General features: G+C 67.9%; 19 protein-coding genes. 11 read left to right on the forward strand and 8 right to left on the reverse strand.

The genetic code is table 11. The features are described 5' to 3' along the window. Positions 1-11: 11 nt before the first annotated feature. Positions 12-866 (forward strand): N-formylglutamate amidohydrolase, encoded by an 855-nt coding sequence (locus tag JI739_RS16785; RefSeq protein ID WP_201685083.1) that lies wholly within the window; start codon positions 12-14, stop codon positions 864-866. Further along, entirely contained in the window at positions 866-1,981 is a 1,116-nt protein-coding gene (locus tag JI739_RS16790; protein WP_201685084.1) for an NAD(P)/FAD-dependent oxidoreductase, read from the forward strand. Before JI739_RS16785 ends, JI739_RS16790 begins: the two co-directional genes overlap by 1 nt. Positions 1,982-1,988: 7 nt before the next feature. Here the strand turns inward: JI739_RS16790 and JI739_RS16795 are convergent, their stop codons facing one another. Continuing rightward, on the reverse strand, positions 1,989-3,044 hold the full coding sequence (locus tag JI739_RS16795; RefSeq protein WP_201685085.1) for a quinone-dependent dihydroorotate dehydrogenase: 1,056 nt from the start codon (positions 3,042-3,044) through the stop codon (positions 1,989-1,991). Between the two features lie 35 nt (positions 3,045-3,079). Here JI739_RS16795 and rpiA point away from each other — a divergent pair, with 35 nt between their 5' ends. Next, positions 3,080-3,751: a ribose-5-phosphate isomerase RpiA gene (gene rpiA / locus JI739_RS16800; protein WP_201685086.1), complete on the forward strand. Its 672-nt coding sequence runs from the start codon at positions 3,080-3,082 to the stop codon at positions 3,749-3,751. A gap of 31 nt (positions 3,752-3,782) precedes the next feature. Here rpiA and JI739_RS16805 read toward each other — a convergent pair whose 3' ends face one another. From JI739_RS16805 to JI739_RS16830, 6 genes are all read right to left on the reverse strand, one after another. Beyond that, complete coding sequence (locus JI739_RS16805; RefSeq protein WP_201685087.1) at positions 3,783-4,265, reverse strand: type III secretion system chaperone; 483 nt, start codon at positions 4,263-4,265, stop codon at positions 3,783-3,785. Between the two features lie 102 nt (positions 4,266-4,367). Continuing rightward, positions 4,368-5,006, reverse strand: coding sequence for a glutaredoxin family protein (locus JI739_RS16810; RefSeq protein WP_201685088.1), 639 nt, complete (start codon positions 5,004-5,006; stop codon positions 4,368-4,370). Between the two features lie 17 nt (positions 5,007-5,023). Further along, entirely contained in the window at positions 5,024-7,054 is a 2,031-nt protein-coding gene (locus JI739_RS16815; protein WP_201685089.1) for a M3 family metallopeptidase, read from the reverse strand. 69 nt (positions 7,055-7,123) lie between these two features. Continuing rightward, on the reverse strand, positions 7,124-7,975 hold the full coding sequence (gene folD / locus JI739_RS16820; RefSeq protein WP_201685090.1) for a bifunctional methylenetetrahydrofolate dehydrogenase/methenyltetrahydrofolate cyclohydrolase FolD: 852 nt from the start codon (positions 7,973-7,975) through the stop codon (positions 7,124-7,126). Positions 7,976-8,041: 66 nt separating this feature from the next. Continuing rightward, on the reverse strand, positions 8,042-8,671 hold the full coding sequence (locus tag JI739_RS16825) for a response regulator transcription factor (protein ID WP_201685091.1): 630 nt from the start codon (positions 8,669-8,671) through the stop codon (positions 8,042-8,044). Further along, positions 8,668-11,202, reverse strand: a complete 2,535-nt coding sequence (locus JI739_RS16830; RefSeq protein ID WP_201685092.1) for a PAS domain-containing sensor histidine kinase — start codon at positions 11,200-11,202, stop codon at positions 8,668-8,670. Before JI739_RS16830 ends, JI739_RS16825 begins: the two co-directional genes overlap by 4 nt. Before the next feature lie 187 nt (positions 11,203-11,389). On the opposite strand from JI739_RS16830, the gene aceE reads away from it, so the two are divergent. The 4 genes from aceE to lpdA are packed head-to-tail and all read left to right on the forward strand — an operon-like array spanning position 11,390 to position 18,226. Beyond that, positions 11,390-14,098, forward strand: a complete 2,709-nt coding sequence (aceE, locus tag JI739_RS16835; protein ID WP_201685093.1) for a pyruvate dehydrogenase (acetyl-transferring), homodimeric type — start codon at positions 11,390-11,392, stop codon at positions 14,096-14,098. A gap of 40 nt (positions 14,099-14,138) precedes the next feature. Then, on the forward strand, positions 14,139-15,821 hold the full coding sequence (gene aceF / locus JI739_RS16840) for a dihydrolipoyllysine-residue acetyltransferase (RefSeq protein WP_201685094.1): 1,683 nt from the start codon (positions 14,139-14,141) through the stop codon (positions 15,819-15,821). 18 nt (positions 15,822-15,839) lie between these two features. Then, positions 15,840-16,433: an Ntn hydrolase family protein gene (locus JI739_RS16845; protein WP_201685095.1), complete on the forward strand. Its 594-nt coding sequence runs from the start codon at positions 15,840-15,842 to the stop codon at positions 16,431-16,433. Then, the gene (gene lpdA, locus JI739_RS16850; RefSeq protein ID WP_201685096.1) at positions 16,430-18,226 is read left to right on the forward strand and encodes a dihydrolipoyl dehydrogenase; all 1,797 of its coding nucleotides are present in this window, start codon (positions 16,430-16,432) and stop codon (positions 18,224-18,226) included. The genes JI739_RS16845 and lpdA overlap by 4 nt, the downstream gene beginning before the upstream one ends. A 54-nt stretch (positions 18,227-18,280) precedes the next feature. Here lpdA and JI739_RS16855 read toward each other — a convergent pair whose 3' ends face one another. Continuing rightward, a complete protein-coding gene (locus JI739_RS16855) occupies positions 18,281-18,700 on the reverse strand; it encodes a C40 family peptidase (RefSeq protein ID WP_236589817.1) in 420 nt (139 codons plus the stop codon). A gap of 464 nt (positions 18,701-19,164) precedes the next feature. Here JI739_RS16855 and JI739_RS16860 point away from each other — a divergent pair, with 464 nt between their 5' ends. The 4 genes from JI739_RS16860 to odhB all read left to right on the forward strand — a co-directional run bounded on the left by JI739_RS16860 (position 19,165) and on the right by odhB (position 26,196). Then, complete coding sequence (locus JI739_RS16860) at positions 19,165-19,764, forward strand: isochorismatase family protein (protein ID WP_201685098.1); 600 nt, start codon at positions 19,165-19,167, stop codon at positions 19,762-19,764. A gap of 62 nt (positions 19,765-19,826) precedes the next feature. Next, positions 19,827-21,722 carry a propionate--CoA ligase gene (locus tag JI739_RS16865; protein ID WP_201685099.1) on the forward strand — a complete coding sequence of 632 codons (1,896 nt, stop codon included), beginning with the start codon at positions 19,827-19,829 and terminating at the stop codon, positions 21,720-21,722. Between the two features lie 181 nt (positions 21,723-21,903). Next, on the forward strand, positions 21,904-24,774 hold the full coding sequence (locus JI739_RS16870) for a 2-oxoglutarate dehydrogenase E1 component (protein ID WP_201685100.1): 2,871 nt from the start codon (positions 21,904-21,906) through the stop codon (positions 24,772-24,774). A gap of 135 nt (positions 24,775-24,909) precedes the next feature. Beyond that, complete coding sequence (gene odhB / locus JI739_RS16875) at positions 24,910-26,196, forward strand: 2-oxoglutarate dehydrogenase complex dihydrolipoyllysine-residue succinyltransferase (RefSeq protein WP_201685101.1); 1,287 nt, start codon at positions 24,910-24,912, stop codon at positions 26,194-26,196. The last annotated feature ends 4 nt before the right edge of the window (positions 26,197-26,200 follow it).

A 26,200-nucleotide genomic window follows, 5' to 3' on the forward strand; every position in this document is an offset into this window, starting at 1 on the left:
AAATGGCCGCCATGCGTTCTTCTCAGGTCGTCTATCTGCCAGGCACCACCGCGCTGGTGCTCGATTCACCGCACAGCGGCAAGAACTACCCCGAGGACTTCCGTTTTTGCTGCGACCCGGCCTTGCTGCGGCGCGCCGAGGACACGCACGTGGAGGCGCTGTACGACTTCGCCCCGGCACTTGGGGCGGCCTGGATCGAGGCCCTGTTTCCGCGCAGCTACCTGGATGCCAACCGCGGCCTGTGGGAGATCGACCCGCAGATGCTGCAAGAGCCCTGGCCTGATGGGCTGAGCGCCGACCCGGCCGTCCATGCCAAGGTGCGGCTGGGCAAGGGGCTGATCTGGCGCTGCACCGATGAAGGCGTGCCGCTGTATGACCGGCCGCTGAGCGTCGCCGAGGTGCGCTCGCGCATCGAGCAGTGCTGGAAGCCCTATCACCAGGCGGTGGCCCAGGCGATCGCGGATGCCCACGAGCGGCACGGCTACAGCATCCACGTCAATTGCCATTCCATGCCCGCGGTGGCCGCCAGCCACGCGACCGAGTTCCCGGGGCTCGAGCACGAGGACTTCGTGGTGGGCGACCGGGACGGCAGCACGGCGTCCCCCGCGGTGTCGCGGTGGATCTGCGAACAGCTACGGGCCAAGGGCTACGGCGTCTCGTACAACCACCCGTACAAAGGCGTGGAGCTGGTGCGACGCTACGGGGATCCGGCCCGCCAGCGGCATAGCGTGCAGCTCGAGATCAATCGCCGGCTCTACATGGACGAAGCCACACTCGAACCCCATGACGGTTTCGATCGCCTGCGCGGCCACTTGCGCGAATTGGTCGAGGACCTGCTGGTGCTGGATCCGCGGAGTCTCTCCTGATGGACCGCGTCGACGCCATCGTGATCGGCGCGGGCGTGGTGGGGCTGGCCGTGGGCCGGGCGCTCGCGCAGGCGGGGCACGAGACCCTGGTGCTCGAAGCCGAGCCCGCCATCGGGCAGGGGGTGAGTTCCCGCAACAGCGAGGTGATCCACGCCGGGCTGTACTACACGCCGGGGTCACTGAAGGCCCGGCTGTGCGTGCGAGGCAAGGAGCTGCTGTATGCCCTGTGCGCGAGCCACGGGGTGGAGCACAGGCGCTGCGGCAAGCTGGTCGTGGCCAACAGTGATGAGGAGGCGTCGGCGCTGAAGGCGCTGCAGGCACGGGCACAGGCCAACGGCGTGCCGGTGCAGTGGCTGGAGGCGGCGCAGGCGCGCGAGCTGGAACCGGCGCTGCGCTGCACCGCGGCGCTGCTGTCGCCCACCACCGGCATCGTGGACAGTCACGGGTTGATGCTGGCGCTGCAGGGTGACCTCGAGCGCGCGGGCGGGATGGTGGCGCTGGGATCGGCTGTGGCTGGCGCGGTGCTGGGTGGTCCGGGTGAGCCCCATGTGCTGCGCATGGCCGACGGCAGCGAGATCGCGGCCGACCACCTGGTGAATGCCGCTTCGCTACATGCCTGCCAACTGGCCAGCCGCTTCGAAGGACTGGCACCCGAGCACGTGCCGCAGGCTCGATACGCCAAGGGCAACTACTACAGCCTGGCCGGCAAGTCGCCGTTCTCGCGGCTGGTCTACCCGGCGCCGGCGGATGCCTGGCTGGGGGTTCACCTCACGCTGGATCTCGGGGGGCAGGCCCGCTTCGGGCCGGACCTGCAGTGGCTGGACATCGATTCGCCCGAAGCCATCGATTACGGCGTCGATCCGCGCCGCGCCGACGGCTTCTACGCCGAGGTGCGCCGCTACTGGCCCGACTTGCCCGATGGCGCGCTGGCCCCAAGCTACAGCGGCGTGCGGCCCAAGATCCACGGACCCGACCAGCCCGCGCCGGATTTCCGCATCGATGGCGCGGGCCGGCATGGCGTGCGCGGCCTGGTCAACCTCTTCGGTATCGAGTCGCCCGGCCTGACCAGTTCGCTGGCGATCGCGCAGGACGTGGTGGAACTGCTCGACGCCTGAGATCAGATCAGCGGCGCCGCGGCATCGCCTTCAACGCGCGAGCGGCTTCGGTGACCAGCGCGGGGCCGCGGTAGATCAGGCCGGTGTAGACCTGCACCAGGTCGGCCCCGGCCTCGATCTTGGCCACTGCGTCGGCGCCACTGAGCACGCCGCCCACCCCGATGATGGGAAAGCCCGGCCCCAGCGCCTGGCGCAACTGGCCGATGACGCGGTTGCTGGCCTCGAACACCGGTCGGCCGCTCAGCCCACCCGCCTCCTGCGCATGCGCCAGGCCGCGCACGCTGTCGCGGCCGAGCGTGGTGTTGGTGGCGATCACGCCGTCCATGCCGTGCCGGCGCAGGCTGGCGGCGATCACTTGGACCTGCACGCCTTCCAGGTCGGGCGCGATCTTGACGAACAGCGGCACCTGCCGGCCATGGCGCTCCCGCAGCTGCGACCGCCGCGTGGCGAGCGCGGACAGCAGGGCATCGAGCGCCTCGTCCGACTGCAGGCTGCGCAGGTTCTGCGTGTTGGGGCTGGAGATGTTCACGGTCACATAGTCGGCGTGGGGGTACACGCCCTCCAGCCCGAGCAGGTAGTCGTCGGTGGCGCGCTCGATCGGCGTGCTCGCGTTCTTGCCGATGTTCAGCCCCAGCACCAGTCGGCCGGGCATGCGGCGCACCTGGCTGTGGCGCACATGGGCGATGAAGGATTCGAGCCCTTCGTTGTTGAACCCGAGCCGGTTGATCAGCGCCTCGGCCTCGGGCAGGCGGAACATGCGCGGCTTGGGGTTGCCCGGCTGGCCCAGCGGGGTGACGGTGCCGACCTCGACGAAGCCGAATCCCATGGCGGCGAAGGCGTCGATGCAGCGCGCGTTCTTGTCCAGCCCTGCGGCCAGGCCGACGCGATTGGGAAAGTGCAGGCCGGCGATCTCGATCGGGTCCGGCACCTGCGGCTGCTGCCACCCGCGCTGCAGGGGCGTGTTCTGCAAGCGGGCGAGGGTGCTGAGCGTGAGGTCGTGGGCGGCCTCTGCATCGAGCTTGAACAACAGGGATCGGGCGGGCAGGTAAGGCAGGAGGGCCATGGATAATCGCGGGTTCTCAGGTCGAGGATTGTCGCGTGACTCAGGATGAATTGAAGGCGCTGGTCGGCCAGGCGGCGCTGCAGTACGTGGTCCCTGGCGAGATCGTGGGCGTGGGCACGGGCTCCACGGTCAACAAGTTCATCGATGCGCTGGCCACGATGAAGGACCGCCTGCCCGGCGCGGTCTCCAGCTCCGAAGCGTCCACCCAGCGCCTGCAGGCCCTGGGCATCCGCGTCTTCGACGCCAACGAGGTCGAGGAGCTGTCGGTCTATATCGACGGCGCCGACGAGATCGACGACCAGGGCTACATGGTCAAGGGCGGTGGTGCGGCGCTCACCCGCGAGAAGATCGTCGCGGCGCAGTCACGGCGCTTCGTGTGCATCGCCGACGAGTCCAAGCGCGTTCCCGTGCTGGGGCGGTTTCCGCTACCGGTGGAGGTCATCCCGATGGCGGTGGGCCGCATCACGCGCCAGTTCGCCCGCATGGGCGGAACGGCCCGTCTGCGCACCCGCGACGGTCATCCGCTCGTGACCGACAACGGCCAGCAGATCCTCGATGTCATCGGCCTGCAGATCCGTGATCCCCTCGGGTTCGAGGGCGAGGTGAGCCAGTGGCCGGGTGTGGTGACCGTGGGGGTGTTCGCGCACCAGAAGGCATCGGTGTGTCTGCTGGGGACCGCCTCGGGCGTGCAGACCCTGAACTGGTAGCCCTCGAGGCAGCGCCCCGGCGGCAGGGCGATCAGCCGAAGATTCGCGGGCCGTCGCCCGACGAGGTGGCCAGAGCGGGTTGGCTCAGTTCCGGCGTGGACCCGTTGCGGGCCTGCGCGATGTGCTTCTTCCAGCGCTCGGCCTGGTTCACGAAGGCTTCGACCATTTTCTCGAAGCTGGCGTCGTCGAGTTCGGTGACGTTCCGTTGCTGCGCCAGGATGACACCGTTGGTCGCGTCCTCCAGGCCAAGGGTGGCGCCATCGGTGCGGTGCCAATACAGGTTGGCGATCATCAGCTCGCGCAGCAGGGGCTCGGCGCCATGGACGGGGATTTCCTCGAGGAAGGTCGAGACGATCAGCTGACCGGTAGGTTCGTCGAGCTCGATGTTGACCACGATGTCGCTGTCGAAGAGCAGCACGCAGCTGTTGGTGGTGGCGTCCAGCTTCAGGTCTGGCAGTGACAGCAGTGCCCCGAAGTTGGTGATCAGCTTCTGGGCAAGGTTTCTTTTATCCATGAGGGCTCCTGTTCCACGCCCACGATCGGGGCCCCGCTCAGTGACCTTCCCGTCAGCTTGGTTCCAGAAAGGGTGGGAACCGGCCGGGTGCCGCTCGGGGCGCTAGAACTGGATGCCCGCCGGGTTGTCGCCGGTTCGCGCGGGCGCCGAGGGGGCACGCGCTGGCGGCGGGTCGGCGGCCGCAGCAGGCGCGGGTTGCGGTGCTGCGGCAGGAGCCGGTGCGCTGGCGACCAGGGGCATGGGCGCGGCCGGCCGCCAGTTGGGCGGCAAGGCCGAGGTGCGGGGATAGCCGGCCGCATCCAGGTACTGCTGCCACTCGGATTCGATGAGGCCCTTGATCTGCTGCCGGCCGATCGTGAGCACGGGCAGGGAGCGCTCGCCCATCAGGCGTTGCAGGGCCTGCACGTCGGCCTCCGTGCTGATGGTGCGCTCGCTGAAGGGGATGCCCCGGGACCGCAGCAGGTTGCGCCCGGTCGCGCAAGGTGCGCAGTTGTCGCTGGTGTAGAGGGTGACCGGATAGCGATCGGCGACCTGGCGCAAGGCATAGGGCAGGGCGGAGGCACTCGAGCCGGCCCCGGTTGGCGCGGTCGGCGCGGGCGATGCGGCCTGCGGCGGCGGCACGTCGGAGAAGATCACCCGGCCATCGGGCGTGACGCTGCGCCAGACCTGCTGCGATTGCGCAGGACCGGCCCATGCGGCGGTCGCGGCGACGAATGCGAGTGCGATACCGTGGGCGCTCATCTTCACCCCCTCTTCCCTCAGGCCATCCCCTGCTGACGCAGGAGCGCATCGATGCTCGGCTCGCGGCCGCGGAACGCCTTGAACGACTCCATCGCCGGCCGGCTGCCACCGGCCTCGAGGATGCACTGCCGATAGCGCCGCCCCGTCTCGAGGCTGGGCTCACCATGTTCGTCCATCGAGTCCTCGAAGGCCGCCCAGGCATCGGCCGAAAGCACCTCGGCCCACTTGTAGCTGTAGTAGCCGGCAGCGTAACCGCCCGCGAAGATGTGGCTGAAGGTGTGCGGCGTGCGGCTGAAGGCCGGCGGCTTGATCACGGCCACCTCGTCGCGCACCTGGGCAAGCAGCGCCAGGAAGTCGCCGGCCGGGTCGTGCTCGGTGTGCAGCAGCATGTCGTACAGGGCGAACTCGACCTGGCGCAGCGTCTGCAAGCCGGCCTGGAAGTTGCGGGCCGCCACCATCTTGTCGAAGAGCCCGCGCGGCAGCGGAGCGCCCGTGTCCACGTGGGCCGTCATGTGGCGCAGCACGTTCCACTCCCAGCAGAAGTTCTCCATGAACTGGCTGGGCAGTTCGACTGCGTCCCACTCGACGCCGCTGATGCCCGAGACATCGCGCTCGTTGACCTGCGTGAGCATGTGGTGCAGGCCGTGCCCGGCCTCGTGGAAGAGGGTGGTGGCGTCGTCGTGCGTGAGCAGGGGCGGCTTGCCGGCCACGCTCGTGGCGAAGTTGCACACCAGGTGCGCCACCGGCGTCTGCAGCTGGCCGTTGTCGGGGCGCAGCCAGCGCGCCCGCACGTCGTCCATCCAGGCGCCGCCGCGCTTGCCGTTGCGTGCCGAAGGGTCGAGGTAGAACTGGCCGACCAGCTGGCCGGCGCGTTCGATGCGGTAGAACTCCACGCACTCGTGCCACACCGGCGCCTGGTCCCGGCGGATCGCCACCTCGAACAGGGTTTCGACGATCTTGAACAGGCCCCCCAGGACCTTGGGCGCGGTGAAGTAGGTCTTGACCTCCTGTTCGCTGAAGGCGTAGCGCGCCTCCTTGAGCTTCTCGCCGATGAAGGACCAGTCCCAGGGCTGCGGGTCGGCGATGCCCAGGTGCTCGGCGGCGAAGGCGCGCATGTCCGCGACGTCGCGTTCGGCATAGGGACGTGCCTTGGCGGCCAGGGTGCGCAGGAAGTCCACGACCTGCTGCGGCGAGTCCGCCATCTTGGGCACCAGCGACGCCTCGCCAAAATTCTTGAACCCCAGCAGTTGGGCTTCTTCCTTGCGCAGCGCCAGGATCTCGCGGATCACGTCGGTGTTGTCGAACCGGCGTCCCTCTTCGGGCGCCTGGTCGCTGGCGCGCGTGACGTAGGCGCGGTAGAGCCGTTCACGCAGCTGGCTGCTGCGGGCGAACTGCATCACCGGCAGGTAGCTCGGCATCTTCAGCGTGAGCTTGTGGCCGTCCTTGCCCTCGGCCTGGGCGGCGGCACGCGCGGCTTGCACCACGTCTTCCGGGACCCCGTCGAGCTCGTCGGCGCCGGCGTAGTAGGCGTAGCTGTCGGTGGCGTCGAGCGCGTTCTCGCTGAACTTCTGGCTCAGCTCGGCCTGCCGCTCCTGGATCGCGGCGAAGCGCTGCTTGGCCGCGCCGGTCAGTTCGGCGCCGCCCAGCACGAAACTGCGGATGGCGTTCTTGTGGGCCTGGCGTTGTTCCGGCGTGAGGCGGGACGGATCGAGCGCCTTGTACTTGGCGTAGAGGCGCTCGTCGCTGCCCAGCCGGGTCCAGAAGTCGGTCACGCGCGGCAGCCCCTGGTTGTAGGCGGCACGCAGCTCGGGCGTGTCGGCCACGCTGTTGAGGTGGCTCACGGCGCCCCAGGCGCGGCCCAGGCGCTCGGTGGCGGTGTCCAGGGTGCGCGAGAGCGCGGTCCAGTCGGCGGGGAAGTCGGGCGCCACGACCGCCTCGAGCGCCTGCTCGGCCTGGGCCAGCAGGGTGTCGAGCGCCGGCTCCACGTGCTCGGGGCGGATGCGGTCGAAGAGCGGGAGATCGGAGAAATCGAGGAGGGGATTGCTCATGACGGCGGATTGTGCGCCAGCCGCCGCCGCCTCCTTGGAGGCGGCGATTGATTCCCCCGATGGCGTCGATCAGGCCGTGGCGCGCTCGGCCGCTTCCAGGGTGTTGACCAGCAGCATGGCCCGGGTCATGGGGCCGACGCCGCCGGGCACCGGCGTGATCCAGCCGGCGACCTGGCGCACGCCCTCGAAGTCGACGTCGCCGCACAGCCGGCCGGCGTCGTCGCGGTTCATGCCGACATCGATCACCACCGCGCCCGGCTTGACCATGTCGGCGGTGACCAGGTTGCGCCGTCCCACGGCGGCGACGATCACGTCGGCCTGCCGGGTGAAGGCACCCAGGTCGGGCGTGGCGCTGTGGCAGATGGTGACGGTGGCGTTCTTCTGCAGCAGCATCAGCGCCATGGGCTTGCCGACAATGTTGCTGCGGCCGATCACCACCGCATGCTTGCCGCGCAACCCGAAGCCGATGGATTCGAGCATCTTCATGCAGCCATAGGGCGTGCAGGGCCAGAACCCCGGCTGGCCCACCAGCAGCGCACCCGCACTGGCGACGTGGAAGCCGTCGACATCCTTGGCGGGCGAGATGGTCTCGATCACCCGGTGCGCGTCCATGTGCCTGGGCAGCGGCAGCTGCACCAGGATGCCGTGCACGCTGTCGTCGGCATTGAGCGCGCGGATGCGGGCCAGCAGGTCGGCCTCGCTCAGGTCGGCGGGGTACCGCTCGAGCGTGGCCGCCAGGCCGGTCTCGGTGCTGTCGTTCACCTTGTGCCGCGTGTAGACCTGGCTGGCCGGATCGTCGCCGACCAGGATGATGGACAGGCGCGGCTGCACCCCGCGCGCCTTCAATTCGGCGATGCGGTGCGCCACCTCGGCGCGGACTTGCTTGGACAGGGCGTTGCCGTCGATCAGCTGGGCGGTCATGGCGAAGGTCTCTCGAGAAACGAAGCGGCCCGCATCAGCGGGCCATGGCGATGGGGAGCGGCGCCCTCAGCTGCTTTTTTGCGCGTTCTGCCCGAGCGCGATCTTGAGCAGGTCGGCCACCGTATTGGCGTTGAGCTTTTCCATGATGTTCGCCCGGTGCGCCTCCACGGTCTTGATGCTGATGCCCAAGTCGTCGGCGATCTGCTTGTTCAGGCGACCGGCGACGATGCGTTCGAGCACCTGGGCCTCGCGCGAGGTGAGCTTGGCCAGCAGCGCGTCGCGGCTGGCGGCACTCTGGTACTCGGCAAAGGAACCGCGCGCGTGATCGAGCATGCGCTCGACCAGGTGGAGGAGTTCTTCTTCCTTGAAGGGCTTCTGGATGAAATCCATGGCGCCCTTCTTCATGGTGTTCACGGCCATGGGCACGTCGCCATGGCCGGTGATGAAGACGATGGGCAGGGGCGACTTGCGCTCGAGGAGCTTGTCCTGGAGTTCGAGGCCGGTCATGCCGCCCATGCGGATGTCGACGATGAGGCAAGCGACTTCGCGCGGGTCGTAGCGGGCCAGGAAGGTCTCGGCGGAATCGAAGCAGCGGACGCGGTAGTCCTTGCCTTCGAGCAGCCACTGGACGGAGTCGCGGACGGCCTCGTCGTCGTCGACCACATAGACGGTGCCCTTTTTTGGAATCAGGCTCATGCTGTCACCCCCGCGTCCTTGCCTGCTGTGTTATTCATCGCGGCATTGACCGGAATCCAGAAGGAAAACTCGCAGCCCACCACGTCCGGGCCATTGTAGATGTTCTCTGCATGCATTCTTCCCTGGTGCGACTCGACGATCGTGCGGCACAGGTTCAGCCCGATCCCCATGCCTTCGGCCTTGGTGGAGAAGAAGGCTTCGTACAGACGATCCATCACTTCGGGGGCGAGTCCGCGGCCCGAGTCGCGCACGCTGAAGGCGACCACGTCATGCCCGTCCACCTGCTTGGGAAGCACGCGCAGCTCGATGCTCCGGTTGGTGGGGGCGCGCCGTGCCAGGTCGATCGACTCGGCGCCGTTCTTCAACAGGTTCACCAGCACCTGCTCGATCAGGATCGGATCGACCATCAGCCGGGGCAGCCGCGCGGCCAGGTAGTGGGACAGCTTCACGTTGCGCCGGCGCAGTTCGATCTCCACCAGTTCCACCGCCTCGGTCACCATGGGCGGAACCTCGGACAGCGTGCGATTGGGTTCGCTGCGCTTCACGAAGCTGCGAATGCGCTGGATGATCTGTCCGGCCCGCTGCGCCTGGCGCGCGGTCTTCTCCAGGGCCGCGAGCAGGTCGTCCTCCTGGATCTGCCGACGCTTGATGCGCGTGACCAGGCCGTTGCAGTAGTTGTTGATGGCCGTGAGGGGCTGGTTCAGTTCGTGCGCCACGCTCGATGCCATCTCGCCCATCGTGATCAGGCGGCTGGCCGATTGCGCGCGCTCGGCCTGCAGGGCCGCCTGTTCCTCGGCATGGCGGCGTGCCGTGATGTCGGTCGCGATCACCATCTGCGCCAGGCGCCCGTCCACCCAGTTGAGGTAGCGCGAACGCACCTCGAGCCACTTGCCCAGCTCCGGCACGAAGATCTCCGCATTGCCGCTCTGGATGGAGTCGAGCTGGCCCGTGGGCAGGCCGACGAAGGAGTCGACTTCGTCGAGCGATTCGTCCGACCGGTGGTGGTTCGGCGTGCCGGCCTGCGCCACCATCTGCAGGTGGCCCACGGTGGTGGTGCCGAACCACTGCCGGTACATCTTGTTGGCGAACAGCAGCTCCTCGCTGCCGAGCGGAGCCACCGACACCGAGGCGTCCAGCGCTTCCAGCACGGTGGTGAAGCGCTCGTGCGACGCCTGCAGCTGCTCGCGGATGCGATTGGGCTCGGTGATGTCGGTCATCGACGTCATCCAGCCGGTCTGCTGGCCCTTGTCGTCGATCAGGCGCGACACGTACAGGCGCGCGTCGAACAGCGTTCCGTTCTTGCGCTTGACCCGGACCTGGAAGCCGCCTGGAGTCGTGCGGCTGCGCAGTTCGTCCTCGAGGCGTGCGGTGAGCTGGTCGCGGTCCTCGTCGGGCCAGTAGGGGAACGGCGCGCCGCGGCCCACCAGTTCTTCCTCGCTCCATCCGGTCATCTGGCAGAAGGCGTGGTTCACATAGGTGATGTGGCCCTGCATGTCCATGGCGCGCATGCCGGTCAGCACCGAGTTTTCCATCGCGCGGCGGAAGTTGGTCTCGGCGACCAGCGCGCGCTGCGCCTGCAGGCGCCTCCTCACGTGGCGCCAGTTGCCGATCAACATCCAGGCGGTCATGGTGCTGAGGGTGCCCACCAGCCAGAACAGGCCGCTGCCGACCACGCCGAGCGAGGTGCGATACGCCTGCGCCCGGATCACCAGGCCGTTGCCGACCGGCGAGACGGGTATCTCGTAGCTGTTGGACTGCGGCGTGAACCAGGGCAGCAGGCTTGACGCCGCGCTGCGTGCCGGCACGGCCGTGCCGGCGAGCATCTGCCCGTTCGCATCGAGCAGGGCGACGGCGTATTTGGCCGCCACTTCCGTGGGCACGCCGTAACGAAGCAGGCTGTCGATCGAGTACTCGCCCAGGATGACCCCGGCGAAGCGGCCCTGGTCGGCCAGCGGCACATGCAACTGCAGCAGTCCGCTGCTGGCCGAGCGGGCGGCCGGCTGCGAATAGACCGGCTGCTGCAGGTCGCGCGCCAGGCTGAAGATGGTCTCGGTCTCTCCGGCGCGAAGCACGTCGCCGGGCAGGCGCTGCTGGAAGCTGGCCAGGCTGGGCGCCGAGTAGCTGGCCTTGATGCGGCGGCGCTCGTCGATCCATGACAAGGCCTGCAACTCGGGGTACTGGATCACCATCGACTCGGCACGACCGACAAACTCGTCGCTGTCGATCTCCTTGTTGGCGATGTCACGCGCCATGCGCATGAGCTGCTCCTGGCGCTCCAGCAGGCGCAGTCGCAGCCGCTGCTGCGCGTACTCGACGTCGCGCTTGACGGCTTCCAGTTCGCGGTCCTGTTCCTCCAGCCGCAGGTAAGCGAAGGCCGATGCGATGGCCGCCAGGAAGAGGAACACGGCGACCAGCGGAGCCAGCATCGCCACCCGGTCCTGGCGGCTGACTGGCTGCCGGCGCCACCAACGACGCAGCCACGGCGCTGGCGGCGCTGCCTCTTGCAATTCCGACGTCGGGGAGTCCTGCATAAGGCGTGGAAGTGTAGGTGGCGTGCCCGCGGGGCGGCCACGCCGGGTGTATTTGCGTCGCAGCAAGAACTCATAATGCGGAACGGCCATGCGCTATTTGAAAAAGCGGTGAGATGTGTCACACTCGCCGCCGCCACGCGCACCCCTTTCATCCGTTAACCTGCCCCCTCCAAAGGAGACACATTCCATGTCAGCTCAGCCCGATCGTGCGTTCGGGACGGCCGCCAACGATGCGGACGCCCAGGAAACCCGTGAGTGGATCGACGCCCTCGCGGCGGTCATCGCCAACGAAGGTCGGGAACGCGGCCACTTCCTGCTGGAGCAGTTGCTCGAGGAAGCGCGGCAGCAGGGCATCGACATGCCGTTCTCGGCGACCACGGGATACGTGAACACGATCGAGCCGCAGGACGAGGAGCGTTGCCCCGGCAACCTGGAAGTCGAAGAGCGGCTGCGGGCCTACATGCGCTGGAACGCGATGGCCATGGTGGTCAAGGCGAACCGCCTCAACCCGCCCGACGGCGGCGACCTGGGCGGGCACATCAGCTCGTTCGCCTCGCTGGCCACCATGCTGGGCGCCGGCTTCAACCACTTCTGGCATGCCGAGAGCGAGAACCACGGCGGTGACCTGTTGTTCTTCCAGGGGCACAGTGCGCCCGGCATCTATGCCCGCGCGTTCATGGAAGGCCGCATCACCGAGGAGCAGCTGCTGAACTTCCGCCAGGAGGTGCAGGGCAAGGGGCTCTCCAGCTATCCGCACCCAAAGCTCATGCCCGAGTTCTGGCAGTTCCCCACGGTGTCGATGGGCCTGGGCCCGCTGATGGCGATCTACCAGGCACGGTTCCTGAAGTACCTGCATGCACGCGGCATCGCCGACACCGCCAACCGCAAGGTGTGGGTGTTCTGCGGTGACGGCGAGATGGACGAGGTGGAGAGCCTGGGCGCCATCGGCGTGGCCGCTCGCGAGAAGCTCGACAACCTCATCTTTGTGGTCAACTGCAACCTGCAGCGCCTGGACGGCCCGGTGCGCGGCAACGGCAAGATCATCCAGGAGCTCGAAGGCGAGTTCCGCGGCGCCGGCTGGAACGTGATCAAGCTGATCTGGGGCAGCTACTGGGATCCGCTGCTGGCCCGTGACAAGGAAGGCATCCTGCGCCAGATCATGATGGAGACGCTCGACGGCGACTACCAGGCCATGAAGGCCAACGACGGTGCCTTCGTGCGCAAGCAGTTCTTCGGCCGCCATCCCAAGGCGCTGGAGATGGTCGCGAACATGAGCGACGAGGACATCTGGCGCCTCAACCGTGGCGGCCACGATCCGCAGAAGGTGTACGCCGCCTATCACGAGGCGGTGAACCACAAGGGCCAGCCCACCGTGCTGCTGATCAAGACGGTCAAGGGCTTCGGCATGGGCAAGGCCGGCGAGGGCCGCAACATCGCGCACCAGGCCAAGAAGCTCGGTGACGACGACATCCGCGCCTTCCGCGACCGCTTCAACATCCCGGTGCCGGACGACCAGCTCGACGACCTGCCGTTCTACAAGCCCGCCGACAACACGCCCGAGATGCAGTACCTGCACGCGCGCCGCCAGGCGCTCGGCGGCTACCTGCCCAGCCGCCGTCCGCGTGCCGACGAGAAGCTGCCGGTGCCGGCGCTGGACGCCTTCAAGGCGGTGACCGATCCCACGGCCGAAGGCCGCGAAATCAGCACGACCCAGGCGTACGTGCGCTTCCTCACCGTGCTGCTGCGGGACAAGGAGCTCGGCCCCCGCGTGGTGCCCATCCTGGTGGACGAGGCCCGCACCTTCGGCATGGAAGGCCTGTTCCGCCAAATCGGCATCTACAACCACGAAGGCCAGAAGTACACCCCGCAGGATCGCGACCAGGTTTCCTACTACAAGGAAGACCAGTCGGGCCAGATCCTGCAGGAGGGCATCAACGAGGCCGGGGGCATGTCCAGCTGGATCGCAGCCGCCACCTCGTACTCGACGAACAACCGCATCATGGTGCCGTTCTACATCTACTACTCGATGTTCGGACTGCAGCGTGTCGGCGACCTGTGCTGGGCGGCGGGCGACATGCAGGCGCGCGGCTTCCTGCTGGGCGGCACCTCGGGGCGCACCACGCTCAATGGCGAGGGCCTGCAGCACGAGGACGGCCACAGCCACATCATGGCCAACACCATTCCCAATTGCCTGAGCTACGACCCCACTTTCGCCCACGAGGTGGCGGTGATCATGCAGCACGGTCTCAAGCGCATGGTGGAGAACCAGGACAACGTCTTCTACTACCTCACGCTGCTGAACGAGAACTACGCCATGCCGGGCCTGCAGCCGGGCACCGAGGAACAGATCATCAAGGGCATGTACCTGCTCAAGCCCGGCGCCGGCCAGAACAAGGCACAGGTGCAACTGCTCGGCTCGGGCAGCATCCTGCGCGAGTCGCTGGCGGCGCAGGAGTTGCTGCAAGAGGAATGGCAGGTGTCGGCCAATGTCTGGAGCTGCCCCAGCTTCAACGAGCTCACCCGCGAAGGGCAGGACTGCGAGCGCTGGAACCTGCTGCACCCCACCGAGCAGCCGCGCGTGTCCTTCGTGACGCGCCAACTCGAGCCGCATGCCGGCCCGGTGGTCGCCTCCACCGACTACATGAAGGCCTACGCCGAGCAGATCCGCCCGTTCATGCCGCGCGGCCGCACCTACAAGGTGCTGGGCACCGACGGCTTCGGCCGCAGCGACTTCCGCTATCGCCTGCGGGAGCACTTCGAGGTCAATCGCCATTACATCGTCGTCGCCGCCCTCAAGGCGCTGGCCGATGAAGGCCAGTTGCCGGTGGCCAAGGTCGCCGAAGCCATCCAGCGCTACGGCATCGACACCGAGCGCGTGAACCCCTTGTACGCCTGATCGCCGGGCGCGCCACAACAAGAACAGGAGAAGAATCCTTATGGCGTTGATCGAAGTGAAGGTGCCCGATATCGGGGACTTCGAAGAAGTCGCGGTGATCGAAGTCCTGGTCAAGCCAGGCGACACCATCAAGCCCGAACAGTCGCTGGTGACCGTCGAGTCCGACAAGGCCTCGATGGAGATCCCCTCGTCGGCGGGCGGCGTGGTCAAGGAACTGCGGGTCAAGCTCGGGGACAAGGTCGCCGAAGGCACGGTGCTGTTGCTGCTCGAAGCCGAAGGCGCGGGTGCCGGGGCGCCCGCGCCGGCGGCTGCCGCGCCGGCCCCTGTTGCCACTGCGCCGACTCCGGCGGCACCGGCACCGGCACCGGCACCCGCCGCCGCGCCGGCCGCGTCGGCAGGTCCGGTGGAGGTGCGGGTGCCCGATATCGGTGACTTCAAGGACGTCGCCGTGATCGAGCTGCTGGTCAAACCCGGCGACGCGGTCAAGCAAGAGCAATCGCTGATCACGGTCGAATCCGACAAGGCCTCGATGGAGATCCCGTCGTCGGCCGCGGGCACCGTGCGCGAGCTCAAGGTCAAGCTGGGTGACAAGGTCAACATCGGCGACCTGATCGCCGTGCTGGAGGGAAGCGCGGGCGGCGCATCGCCGGCTCCGGCGCCGGCTGCTGCTGCCCCGGCTCCGGCTCCTGCGAGCACCACGCCGGCGCCCGAAGCCGCCAGCGGAGCCGCCGGCCACGGCCGGGTCTCGCCCACGGCCGCCTTGCCGCCGCACCAGCCGGAGGTGCGCACCGGGCTGCCGCACGCGTCGCCCTCGGTGCGCAAGTTCGCGCGCGAACTCGGTGTGCCTCTGGAAGAGGTCAAGGGCTCCGGGCCAAAGGGCCGCATCACCCAGGAAGACGTGCAGGCCTTCACCAAGGCCGTGATGAGCGGCCAGGCCAGCACCCGTGCCGCCGCGGCCAAGGCGCCGTCGGGGGCCGGGGGTGGCGAGGCGCTGGGCCTGATTCCCTGGCCCAAGGTCGACTTCACGAAGTTCGGCCCGGTCGAGCGCAAGGACATGGGCCGGATCAAGAAGATCAGCGGCGCCAACCTGCATCGAAACTGGGTCATGATCCCGCACGTCACCAACCACGACGATGCGGACATCACCGATCTCGAGGCCTTCCGCGTTCAGCTGAACAAGGAGAACGAGAAGAGCGGCGTGAAGGTCACCATGCTGGCTTTCCTGATCAAGGCCAGCGTCGCGGCGCTCAAGAAGTTTCCCGAGTTCAACAGCTCGCTCGATGGCGATCAGCTGGTCTACAAGCAGTACTTCCACATCGGCTTTGCGGCCGACACGCCCAACGGGCTGGTCGTCCCGGTGATCAAGGACGCCGACAAGAAGGGCGTGATGCAGATCAGCCAGGAGATGGCCGAAATGGCCAAGAAGGCGCGCGACGGCAAGCTCGGCCCGGCCGACATGCAGGGTGCGTCCTTCACCATCTCGTCGCTCGGCGGTATCGGTGGCCGTTACTTCACGCCGATCATCAACGCACCGGAAGTCGCTATCCTCGGCGTCTGCAAAAGCCAGACCGAGCCGGTCTGGGACGGCAAGCAGTTCCAGCCTCGGCTGATGCTGCCGCTGTCGCTATCGTGGGACCACCGGGTGATCGACGGCGCCGCGGCGGCCCGGTTCAACGCCTACTTGGGACAGATCCTGGCTGACTTCCGCCGGGTCCTCCTTTAAGAAGAAAAGCGGGTTTCAATGACGACTGTGGTTGTGGTGCGGAAAGCGGGACAGATCGCCATCGCGGCGGACACCCTGGTGACCTTCGGTGACACGCGATTGGCCAATCGATACGAGGACAACACCAAGATCTTTCGGATCGACACCGACACCGGACCCAACTACATCGGCATGGCCGGCACCGTGGCGCACTTTCCCGTGCTGCGCAAGGCGCTGGGCACCATGCCGCGCGAGATCCTGCAACTGGGCAACAAGGACGAGGTGTTCGACACCTTCACCAAGCTGCACCCCTACCTCAAGGACAACTTCTTCCTGCAGACCAAGGAAGAGGACAGCGATCCGTACGAGTCCAGCCAGTTCAGCGTGGTGATCGCCAACGCCAGCGGCATTTACGGCCTGTACAGCTATCGCGAGGTCTTCGAGTTCAAGGAGTTCTGGGGCATCGGCTCGGGCCGCAGTTTCGCGCTGGGCGCCATGCACGCCACCTACGGCCGGGCCAAGACCGCGCGTGAGGTGGCGGAGGCCGGCATTGCAGCCGGCTGCGAATTCGACCGCAACTCCGCCGGCCCCTGGGACGTGTTCACCGTCAAGACCAAGGAAAACAACAAATGAGTCTGGTAGATGTGAAGGTTCCCGACATCGGCGACTTCAAGGATGTCGCCGTGATCGAGGTGCTGGTCAAGCCCGGCGACACCATCCGCGCTGAACAATCACTGGTCACCGTCGAGAGCGACAAGGCCTCCATGGAGATCCCTTCCACGCATGCGGGCGTGGTCAAGGAGTTGAAGGTCCATCTCGGTGACAAGGTGTCCGAAGGCAGTGTGCTGCTGGTACTGGAAAGCGCCGAAGCTGGCGCCGCGGCACCGGCACCGGCCCCCGCGGCACCGGCACCGTCGGCTGCGCCCGCCGCGCAACCCGCGGCGAGCGCGCCGAGCCAGCCGGCTCCGGTGGCGTCCACCTATGCGGGCGGCGCCGACCTGGAGTGCGACGTGCTGGTGCTGGGCGCGGGCCCGGGCGGCTACTCCGCGGCGTTTCGCGCCGCCGACCTCGGCATGAAGGTCGTGCTGGTCGAGCGCTATGCCACGCTGGGAGGCGTCTGCCTCAATGTGGGTTGCATCCCATCCAAGGCGCTGCTGCACGTGGCCGCCGTGATGGACGAGGTGAGCCACTTCGATGCGCTGGGCGTGAGCTTCGGCAAGCCCACCATCGACCGCGCCAAGCTGCGGGCGCACAAGGAGAAGGTGGTCGGCAAGCTCACCGGCGGCCTCTCGGCCATGGCCAAGATGCGCAAGGTCACCGTGATCCGGGGCATCGGCAGCTTCGCCGACCCGCACCACGTGCAGGTCGAGGAAACCACCGGCGACGGCGCCGAGACCACCGGCAAGAAGCAGGTGATCAAGTTCAGGAACGCGATCATCGCGGCCGGTTCGCAGGCCATGCGGCTGCCCTTCATGCCCACGGACCCGCGCGTCGTCGATTCGACCGGCGCGCTGGACCTGGCCACGGATCCCAAGCGCATGCTGATCCTGGGCGGCGGCATCATCGGACTGGAGATGGGCACGGTCTATTCCACCCTGGGCGCGCGGCTGGACGTCGTGGAGATGCTCGACGGGCTGATGCAGGGCGCCGACCGCGACCTGGTGCGGGTGTGGCAGAAAATGAACGCGCCGCGCTTCGACAACATCATGCTGAAGACCAAGACGGTGGGCGCCGAGGCTACGGCCGACGGCATCCTGGTTCGCTTCGAGGGCGAGCAGGCCCCCAAGGAGCCTCAGCTCTATGACCTGGTGCTGCAGGCGGTGGGCCGTTCGCCCAACGGCAACAAGATCGGTGCCGACAAGGCCGGCGTCACGGTGACCGACCGGGGCTTCATTCCGGTGGACATCCAGATGCGCACCAACGTGCCGCACATCTTCGCCATCGGCGACATCGTCGGCCAGCCCATGCTGGCCCACAAGGCGGTGCACGAAGCCCACGTGGCGGCCGAGGCGGCGGCCGGCGAGAAGTCGGCCTTCGAGGCGCGCGTCATTCCCAGCGTGGCCTACACCGACCCCGAGGTGGCGTGGGTCGGGCTCACCGAGGACCAGGCCAAGGCCCAGGGCATCGCCATCAAGAAAGGGCATTTCCCCTGGACGGCCTCGGGCCGGGCCATCGCCAACACGCGCGACGAAGGCTTCACGAAGTTGCTGTTCGATGCGCAGACGCATCGCATCCTGGGTGGCGGCATCGTCGGCACCCATGCCGGCGACATGATCGGCGAAGTGGCCCTGGCCATCGAGATGGGCGCGGACGAACTGGATATCGGCAAGACCATCCACCCGCACCCGACGCTGGGCGAGAGCATCGGCATGGCCGCCGAGATCGCGCACGGCACCTGCACCGACGTGCCGCCACCGCGGCGATAGTCATGAGAAAAAGGCCGGCTGTTCGCCGGCCTTTTTCTTGTCCGGGCGGCCGATCTACTCGGCGGCTTTCTCCGCCGCATCGACCCGACGCGCTCCATCGAATCGCGTGGCCCAGTAGCGCCCGGCCATGTTTTCCACACGCACCTGCGCGCCCGGCCGCGGGGCATGGATGAACTTGCCGTCGCCCACGTAGATACCTACGTGGCTGAACGCCCGGCGCATGGTGTTGAAGAACACCAGGTCACCCGGTTGCAGGTCCTTCTTGTCGATCACCAGGGTGGCCGCCGCCTGTTCCTTGGCCCGGCGCGGCAGCACCAGCCCCACGGTCTGGCCATAGATGGCGCGCACGAAACCGCTGCAGTCGAAGCCGCCCTCGGCCGACTCGCCGCCGCGCCGGTAGGGCACTCCCAGGAACCCCATCGCGTGCCCGACCAGCCCGGTGGCCTTCTCGCGCATGGCGTCTGCCTTGTCCATCACGGTGTGACCGGCCTGTTCCAGGCGATCGAGCAGCTTTCGCTCGGTGATCGGTTGCGGCTCACGCTCACCGTCGGCAGAAGGCCAGGCGAAGCAGGTCAGGGGAAGCGCCAGCAGGGCGGCGCACAACCAGCGGGACGGTGACATGGCGGCGGAGCTTACCAGCCTGCCCATCCGTGGTTTTCCCCGGGCGGCGTGAACGCTGCCAGGGCAGCGGTACAGGCCGCAGGCGCGACGACCCGCGCAGGCCGCCGCGTAGCGGCCGGCCCTTCCCGTGCCGCCGCGGAACCGGCTTCGTCGGGCCGCTGGTTGCGCACCTTGGGGTGAACGCCGACCAGGCCACCGCGCAGCGGTAGGCACCCCCCAGCGGCAACCGCGGAACCGGCTTTGCCGGGCCGCTGGTTGCGCCCCCTAGGGGGGAGGCGGCCACCAGGCCGCTTCGGGGGGATCAATAATCCCTGGCTATGCTCCTAGACAGCCAAGACTCCCAACTCGTGCTGCTGGATTACCAGCAGCGCCTGATGCCGGCCATCCACGACCAGGCCAACGTGTTCGGCAACGCGCTGCGGCTGGCCCGGCTTGCCAGGCTGGTGCAGGTGCCGGTGTGGGCCAGTGAACAGAACCCGCAGGGCCTGGGTCCCACCGAGCCCGAACTGGCCGAACTCACCGGTCCGGCCGTCGCCAAGACCACCTTCAGCGCCGCCTCCGCGCTGATGCCCCGGTTGCGGCCGGCCCCGCGGCCTGCGGCCGGCAATGCCCGCAGCCTGCCGCGCCACCTGCAGAAACCGGCAGCCCCCGCCCCGGGTCGCGACACCCTGGTGCTGGCAGGCTGCGAGGCGCACATCTGCCTGCTGCAGACCGCGCTGGAACTGCTGGACGAAGAGTTCGACGTCTGGGTGGTCACCGACGCCTGCGGCTCGCGCACCGAGCGCAACCGCGATGCCGCCTTCGACCGCCTGGCCGGGGCCGGTGCCGAACTGGTCACCACGGAGATGGTCGCGTTCGAGTGGATCCGCGACGCTTCGAACCCCCGATTCAAGGAGATGCTGACCTTGATCAAGTGAGGCCCCGCCCGGGGCAACGAAGCTGCCGAACACTTTCAACACCCCTCCAGGAGACAGCCGGCATGCCGTCCTATCGCGAGTTCCATCAACGTTCGATCGAGCAACCTGATGAGTTCTGGGCCGAGCAGGCCCGGCTGATCGACTGGGAAACCCCGCCGCGGCGCATCTGCGACAACGACCGCCCGCCCTTCACGCGCTGGTTCGGCGGTGGCCGCACCAACCTGTGCCACAACGCGGTGGACCGGCACCTGGCCGAGCGGGGAGGGCAGCCTGCGCTGATCCACGTCTCCACCGAAACCGGGCGCGAGGAGACCCTCACGTTCGCCCAGTTGCACGAACAGGTGCAGCTGTCGGCCGCCATGCTGCGCGGCCTGGGCGTGGGCAAGGGCGACCGCGTGCTGATCTACATGCCCATGGTGCCCGAGGCGGTGGTCGCCATGCTGGCCTGTGCCCGCATCGGCGCCATCCATTCGGTGGTGTTCGGCGGCTTCGCGTCGGGCTCGCTGGCCACCCGCATCGAGGACGCGGCGCCGCGCGTGGTGGTCAGTGCCGATGCGGGATCGCGCGGCGGCAAGGTCATCGCGTACAAGCCGCTGCTGGACGAGGCCATCCGCCTGTCGACCTTCAAGCCCGAATCGGTCCTGCTGCTCGACCGCGGCCTGGCGCCGGTCGAGCGGGTGCCCGGGCGCGACCATGACTGGGGCGCCCTGGCCGCGCGCCACGCGGGCGACACGGTGGCCTGCGAATGGCTGGACGCGACCGACGTGAGCTACACCATGTACACCAGCGGCACCACCGGCCGGCCCAAAGGCGTGCAGCGTGACGTGGGTGGCTATGCGGTGGCGCTGGCGGCCAGCATGAAGCACATCTTCCAGGGCGAAGCGGGCCAGACCTTCTTTTGCACCAGTGATATCGGCTGGGTCGTCGGGCACAGCTACATCGTCTATGGCCCGCTGATCGCCGGCATGGCCACCATCCTGTACGAGGGCCTGCCGGTGCGTCCCGATGCCGGCATCTGGTGGAGCCTCGTCGAGAAGTATCGCGTGGGCGTGATGTTCAGTGCGCCCACGGCCATTCGCGTGCTCAAGAAGCACGATGCGGCCTTGATGAAGCGGCACGACCTGAGCAGCCTGCGCGCGCTGTTCCTCGCGGGCGAACCGCTGGATGAACCCACCGCGCGCTGGATCAGCGGCGAGCTGGGTGTCCCGGTGATCGACAACTACTGGCAGACCGAGACCGGCTGGCCCATCCTGACCATCGCGAACGGCGTCGAGCCGCGGCCTTCGCGCCTCGGCAGCCCCGGCGTGCCCATGTACGGCTGGAAGGTCAAGCTGCTCGATTCGATCTCGGGCGAGGAGCTGGACGGTCCCGACCAGAAAGGCGTGCTCGCCATCGAGCTGCCCACGCCGCCTGGCTTCATGCAGACGGTGTGGCGCGACGACGAGCGCTTCGTCGACACCTACTGGAAGACCATTCCGGGGCGGATGGTCTACAGCACCTTCGACTGGGCCATCCGCGACGCCGACGGCTACTACTACATCCTGGGGCGCACCGACGACGTGATCAACGTGGCGGGCCATCGGCTGGGCACCCGCGAGATCGAGGAATGCATCTGCCGTCACCCGGCCGTGGCCGAGGTGGCCGTGGTCGGGGTGGCCGACGCGCTCAAGGGGCAGGTGGCCGTGGCCTTCGCGGTGCCGCGCGACGCGAGTGCCGTGGCCGACGAGGCCTCGCGCCTGCGGCTGGAGGGCGAGATCATGAAGGTCGTGGACGAGCGCCTGGGTGCGCTGGCCCGGCCGGCGCGGGTGCGCTTCGTGTCGCTGCTGCCCAAGACCCGCAGCGGCAAGCTGTTGCGCCGGGCCATACAGGCCGTCTGCGAGGGGCGGGATCCGGGCGACCTGACCACCATCGAGGACCCCGGCGCGCTGCAGCAGATCCGTGAACTGTTGCAGCCGTGACGCAAGGGCGGATTAAGAACTTCAACCTCGCGGGGGACGAGGGTTTTCCTGGGTCATAATCCGCCGGCAACTTCGGTCCTTCCAGCCACTGTCGCATCCGCCAACCGGTTCAGCCGTGACGCGGAAGGTTGATCTAACCAGCTCCATGCTCCCTGCAGGGGGGCGGAAAGTAGCGAAACTCATGAGTGAGACGAAACGCGTCTACACGGCCCTGCGCGGCAACTCGTACCTCTTCGGCGGCAATGCCCCCTATGTCGAGGAGATGTACGAAAACTACCTCTCCAACCCGGGCAGCGTCCCCGACAACTGGCGCGAGTACTTCGACGCGCTGCAGAACGTGCCCGCCGTCGATGGCAGCCAGGCCAAGGACGTTCCGCACATCCCCGTCATCAACGCCTTCGCCCAGCGCGCCAAGCAGGGGCCCACGCAGATCGTGGTCGCCAGCGGGGCCGATTCCGAACTCGGGCGCAAGCGCACCGCGGTCCAGCAGCTGATCGCCGCCTACCGCAACGTCGGCGCCCGCTGGGCCGACCTCGACCCGCTCAAGCGGACCGAGCGCGAGAACATCCCTGAGCTCGACCCGTCCTTCTACGGCTTCACCGATGCCGACCAGGAGACGGTGTTCAACACCAGCAACACCTTCTTCGGCCGCGAAAGCATGACGCTGCGCGAGCTGATGAACGCCCTGCGCGAGACCTACTGCGGCACCATCGGCGCCGAGTACATGTACATGACCGACCAGGTGCGCAAGCGCTGGTGGCAACAGAAGCTCGAGACCATCCGCAGCAAGCCGGTCTTCACGACCGAGAAGAAAAAGCACATCCTCGGGCGGCTCACCGCGGCCGAGGGCCTCGAGCGCTTCCTGCATACCAAGTACGTGGGCCAGAAGCGCTTCTCGCTGGAAGGCGGCGAGAGCTTCATCGCTTCCATGGACGAGCTGATCCAGGAGGCCGGCAGCAAGGGCGTGCAGGAAATCGTGATCGGCATGGCCCATCGGGGCCGCCTGAACGTGCTGGTCAACACCTTGGGCAAGATGCCCCGCGACCTGTTCGCCGAGTTCGAGCACACCGCCAAGGAAGACCTGCCGGCCGGCGACGTGAAGTACCACCAGGGCTTCAGCTCCGACGTCTCCACCCCCGGCGGCCCGGTGCACCTGAGCCTGGCCTTCAATCCCTCGCACCTGGAGATCGTCAACCCGGTGGTCGAGGGCAGCGTGCGCGCCCGCATGGACCGCCGCGCCGATGCCCAGGGCAAGCAGGTGCTGCCGGTGCTGGTGCACGGTGACGCGGCCTTCGCCGGGCAGGGCGTGGTGCAGGAAACCCTGGCCCTGGCCGAGACGCGCGGATACTTCACCGGCGGCACGGTGCACATCGTCATCAACAACCAGATCGGCTTCACCACCTCCGACCCGCGCGACAGCCGCTCCACCTTGTATTGCACCGACGTGGTCAAGATGATCGAGGCGCCGGTGCTGCACGTGAACGCCGACGACCCCGAGGCCGTGGTGCTGGCCACGCAGCTGGCGGTCGAGTACCGCATGGAGTTCGGCAAGGACGTGGTGGTGGACATCGTCTGCTTCCGCAAGCTGGGCCACAACGAGCAGGACACGCCCTCGCTGACCCAGCCGCTGATGTACAAGAAGATCGCGGCCCACCCCGGCACCCGCAAGCTGTACGCCGACAAGCTGGCCACGCAGGGCCTGGGCGAGTCCCTCGGTGACGACATGGCCAAGGCCTACCGCGCCGCCATGGACGCCGGCACCCACACCGTCGATCCGGTCCTGACCAACTTCAAGAGCAAGTACGCGGTCGACTGGAGCCCGTTCCTGGGCAAGAAGTGGACCGACAACGCCGACACCGCCATCCCGCTGACCGAGTGGAAGCGCCTGGCCGAGCGCATCACCACGGTGCCCCAGAACTTCACCGTGCACCCGCTGGTGCGCAAGGTGCTGGAAGACCGCGCCGCCATGGGCCGCGGCGAGGCCAACGTCGACTGGGGCATGGGCGAGCAGATGGCTTATGCCTCGCTCGTGGCCAGCGGCTACCCGGTGCGCCTGTCCGGCGAAGACGTGGGCCGCGGCACCTTCGTGCACCGCCACGCCGTGCTGCACGACCAGAACCGCGAGCGCTGGGACGTCGGCACCTACATCCCGCTGCAGAACGTGGCCGAGAACCAGGCGCCGTTCGTCGTGATCGACTCCATCCTGTCCGAGGAGGCGGTGCTGGGCTTCGAGTATGGCTACGCGTCCAACGACCCCAACACGCTGGTGATCTGGGAAGCGCAGTTCGGCGACTTCGCCAACGGCGCCCAGGTGGTGATCGACCAGTTCATCGCGTCCGGCGAGGTGAAGTGGGGCCGGGTCAATGGCATCACCTTGATGCTGCCGCACGGCTACGAAGGCCAGGGCCCCGAGCACAGCTCGGCCCGGCTCGAGCGATTCATGCAGCTGGCCGCCGACACCAACATGCAGGTGGTCCAGCCCACCACGGCCAGCCAGATCTTCCACCTGCTGCGCCGGCAGATGGTGCGCCCGCTGCGCAAGCCGCTGGTCATCATGACGCCCAAGTCGCTGCTTCGGAACAAGGACGCCACCTCGCCGCTGTCCGAGTTCACCAAGGGCGGCTTCCAGACCGTGCTGCCCGAGGTGCAGGAGCTGCGCAACGAAAAGGTCAAGCGCGTGATCATGTGCTCGGGCAAGGTGTACTACGACCTGGCCAAGAAGCGGGCCGAGAAGGGCGCCGAGGACGTCGCGATCCTGCGCGTGGAGCAGCTCTACCCGTTCCCGCACAAGGTGTTCGCGGCCGAGCTGCGCAAGTACCCGAACGCCACCGACCTCGTGTGGTGCCAGGACGAGCCGCAGAACCAGGGCGCGTGGTTCTTCATCCAGCACAACATCCACGAGAACATGCTCGAAGGGCAGCGCCTGGGTTATGCCGGCCGCGCCGCCTCGGCATCTCCGGCCGTGGGCTATTCGCACCTGCACCAGGAGCAGCAGAAGGCCCTGGTGGAGGGCGCATTCGGCAAGCTCAAGGGGTTCGTCCTGACCAAGTAGGGACCGGGGACGGCGCCGGCGCCCCAGGGCCCGGCGCCGTGAAGCCTGATTCCTCATCCCCATTCCGGGCCAGCAGCCTGCGAGCCGGCATACGGCCGCGGGCCCGGCCCCTCCAGTCCCGCAGAAAGAACAAACATGTCCATCGTTGAAGTCAAGGTTCCGCAACTGTCCGAATCGGTCGCCGAGGCGACCCTGCTGCAGTGGAAGAAGAAGCCCGGCGAAGCCGTGGCGCAGGACGAGATCCTGATCGAGATCGAGACCGACAAGGTCGTGCTCGAAGTGCCCGCCCCGAGCGCCGGCGTGCTGGCCGAGGTGGTCGAAGCCGACGGCAGCACCGTGGTGGCCGACCAGGTGATCGCGCGCATCGACTCCGAAGGCCGGGCCGGCGCGCCGGCACCGGCGCCTGCCGCGGCGGCCGCCGCGGCCGAGGCGACGCCGCCCGGCGGCATGTCGGCCGCTGCCCCCGGGGCGCCCGCGGCCATCGCGGCCGGTGGCGCCAAGGCCGGCGTCGCCATGCCGGCGGCCGCCAAGCTCATGGCCGACAACCAGCTGGCGGCGGGTTCGGTCGAGGGCACGGGCCGCGACGGCCGCGTGACCAAGGGCGACGTGCTGGGCGCGATCGCCGGCGGCGCCAAGGCGGCTCCTGCTCCCGCGCCGGCCGCCCGTCCGGCAGCCGCGCCGCTGCCCCAGGTGAGCGCTCCCGCGCCGGCCGACCTCGGCGCCCGCCCCGAGCAGCGCGTGCCCATGAGCCGGCTGCGCGCCCGTGTCGCCGAGCGCCTGCTGATGTCGCAGCAGACCAATGCCATCCTGACCACCTTCAACGAGGTCAACATGGCCCCGGTGATGGAAATGCGCAAGCGCTTCCAGGAGCGCTTCGAGAAGGAGCACGGCGTCAAGCTCGGCTTCATGAGCTTCTTCGTCAAGGCGGCCGTGCATGCCCTGAAGAAGTTCCCCATCCTCAACGCCAGCGTCGATGGCAACGACATCATCTACCACGGCTACTTCGACATCGGCATCGCCGTCGGCTCGCCGCGCGGCCTGGTGGTGCCCATCCTGCGCAACGCCGACCAGATGTCCTTCGCCGACGTGGAGAAGAAGATCGCCGAGTTCGGCGCCAAGGCGCGGGACGGCAAGCTGGGCATCGAGGAGATGACCGGCGGCACCTTCTCCATCTCCAACGGCGGCGTGTTCGGCTCCATGCTGTCCACCCCCATCATCAACCCGCCGCAGTCGGCCATCCTGGGCGTGCACGCCACCAAGGACCGCGCGGTGGTGGAAAACGGCCAGGTCGTGGTGCGCCCGATGAACTACCTGGCGATGTCCTACGACCACCGCATCATCGACGGCCGCGAAGCCGTGCTGGGCCTGGTGGCCATGAAGGAAGCGCTGGAAGACCCGTCGCGCCTGCTGTTCGATATCTGAGGCC

Source organism: Ramlibacter aurantiacus, assembly GCF_016722895.1.
Taxonomy (GTDB): Bacteria; Pseudomonadota; Gammaproteobacteria; order Burkholderiales; family Burkholderiaceae_C; genus Ramlibacter; species Ramlibacter aurantiacus.

Excerpts from the sequence above, each read along its gene's own strand:
- JI739_RS16785 (WP_201685083.1), top strand. The coding sequence starts at position 12 with ATGCGTTCTTCTCAGGTCGTCTATCTGCCAGGCACCACCGCGCTGGTG.
- JI739_RS16790 (WP_201685084.1), top strand. The coding sequence starts at position 866 with ATGGACCGCGTCGACGCCATCGTGATCGGCGCGGGCGTGGTGGGGCTG.
- JI739_RS16795 (WP_201685085.1), bottom strand. The coding sequence starts at position 3,044 with ATGGCCCTCCTGCCTTACCTGCCCGCCCGATCCCTGTTGTTCAAGCTC.
- JI739_RS16805 (WP_201685087.1), bottom strand. The coding sequence starts at position 4,265 with ATGGATAAAAGAAACCTTGCCCAGAAGCTGATCACCAACTTCGGGGCA.
- JI739_RS16810 (WP_201685088.1), bottom strand. The coding sequence starts at position 5,006 with ATGAGCGCCCACGGTATCGCACTCGCATTCGTCGCCGCGACCGCCGCA.
- JI739_RS16815 (WP_201685089.1), bottom strand. The coding sequence starts at position 7,054 with ATGAGCAATCCCCTCCTCGATTTCTCCGATCTCCCGCTCTTCGACCGC.
- folD (WP_201685090.1), bottom strand. The coding sequence starts at position 7,975 with ATGACCGCCCAGCTGATCGACGGCAACGCCCTGTCCAAGCAAGTCCGC.
- JI739_RS16825 (WP_201685091.1), bottom strand. The coding sequence starts at position 8,671 with ATGAGCCTGATTCCAAAAAAGGGCACCGTCTATGTGGTCGACGACGAC.
- JI739_RS16830 (WP_201685092.1), bottom strand. The coding sequence starts at position 11,202 with ATGCAGGACTCCCCGACGTCGGAATTGCAAGAGGCAGCGCCGCCAGCG.
- aceE (WP_201685093.1), top strand. The coding sequence starts at position 11,390 with ATGTCAGCTCAGCCCGATCGTGCGTTCGGGACGGCCGCCAACGATGCG.
- aceF (WP_201685094.1), top strand. The coding sequence starts at position 14,139 with ATGGCGTTGATCGAAGTGAAGGTGCCCGATATCGGGGACTTCGAAGAA.
- JI739_RS16845 (WP_201685095.1), top strand. The coding sequence starts at position 15,840 with ATGACGACTGTGGTTGTGGTGCGGAAAGCGGGACAGATCGCCATCGCG.
- lpdA (WP_201685096.1), top strand. The coding sequence starts at position 16,430 with ATGAGTCTGGTAGATGTGAAGGTTCCCGACATCGGCGACTTCAAGGAT.
- JI739_RS16855 (WP_236589817.1), bottom strand. The coding sequence starts at position 18,700 with ATGGACAAGGCAGACGCCATGCGCGAGAAGGCCACCGGGCTGGTCGGG.
- JI739_RS16860 (WP_201685098.1), top strand. The coding sequence starts at position 19,165 with ATGCTCCTAGACAGCCAAGACTCCCAACTCGTGCTGCTGGATTACCAG.
- JI739_RS16865 (WP_201685099.1), top strand. The coding sequence starts at position 19,827 with ATGCCGTCCTATCGCGAGTTCCATCAACGTTCGATCGAGCAACCTGAT.
- JI739_RS16870 (WP_201685100.1), top strand. The coding sequence starts at position 21,904 with ATGAGTGAGACGAAACGCGTCTACACGGCCCTGCGCGGCAACTCGTAC.
- odhB (WP_201685101.1), top strand. The coding sequence starts at position 24,910 with ATGTCCATCGTTGAAGTCAAGGTTCCGCAACTGTCCGAATCGGTCGCC.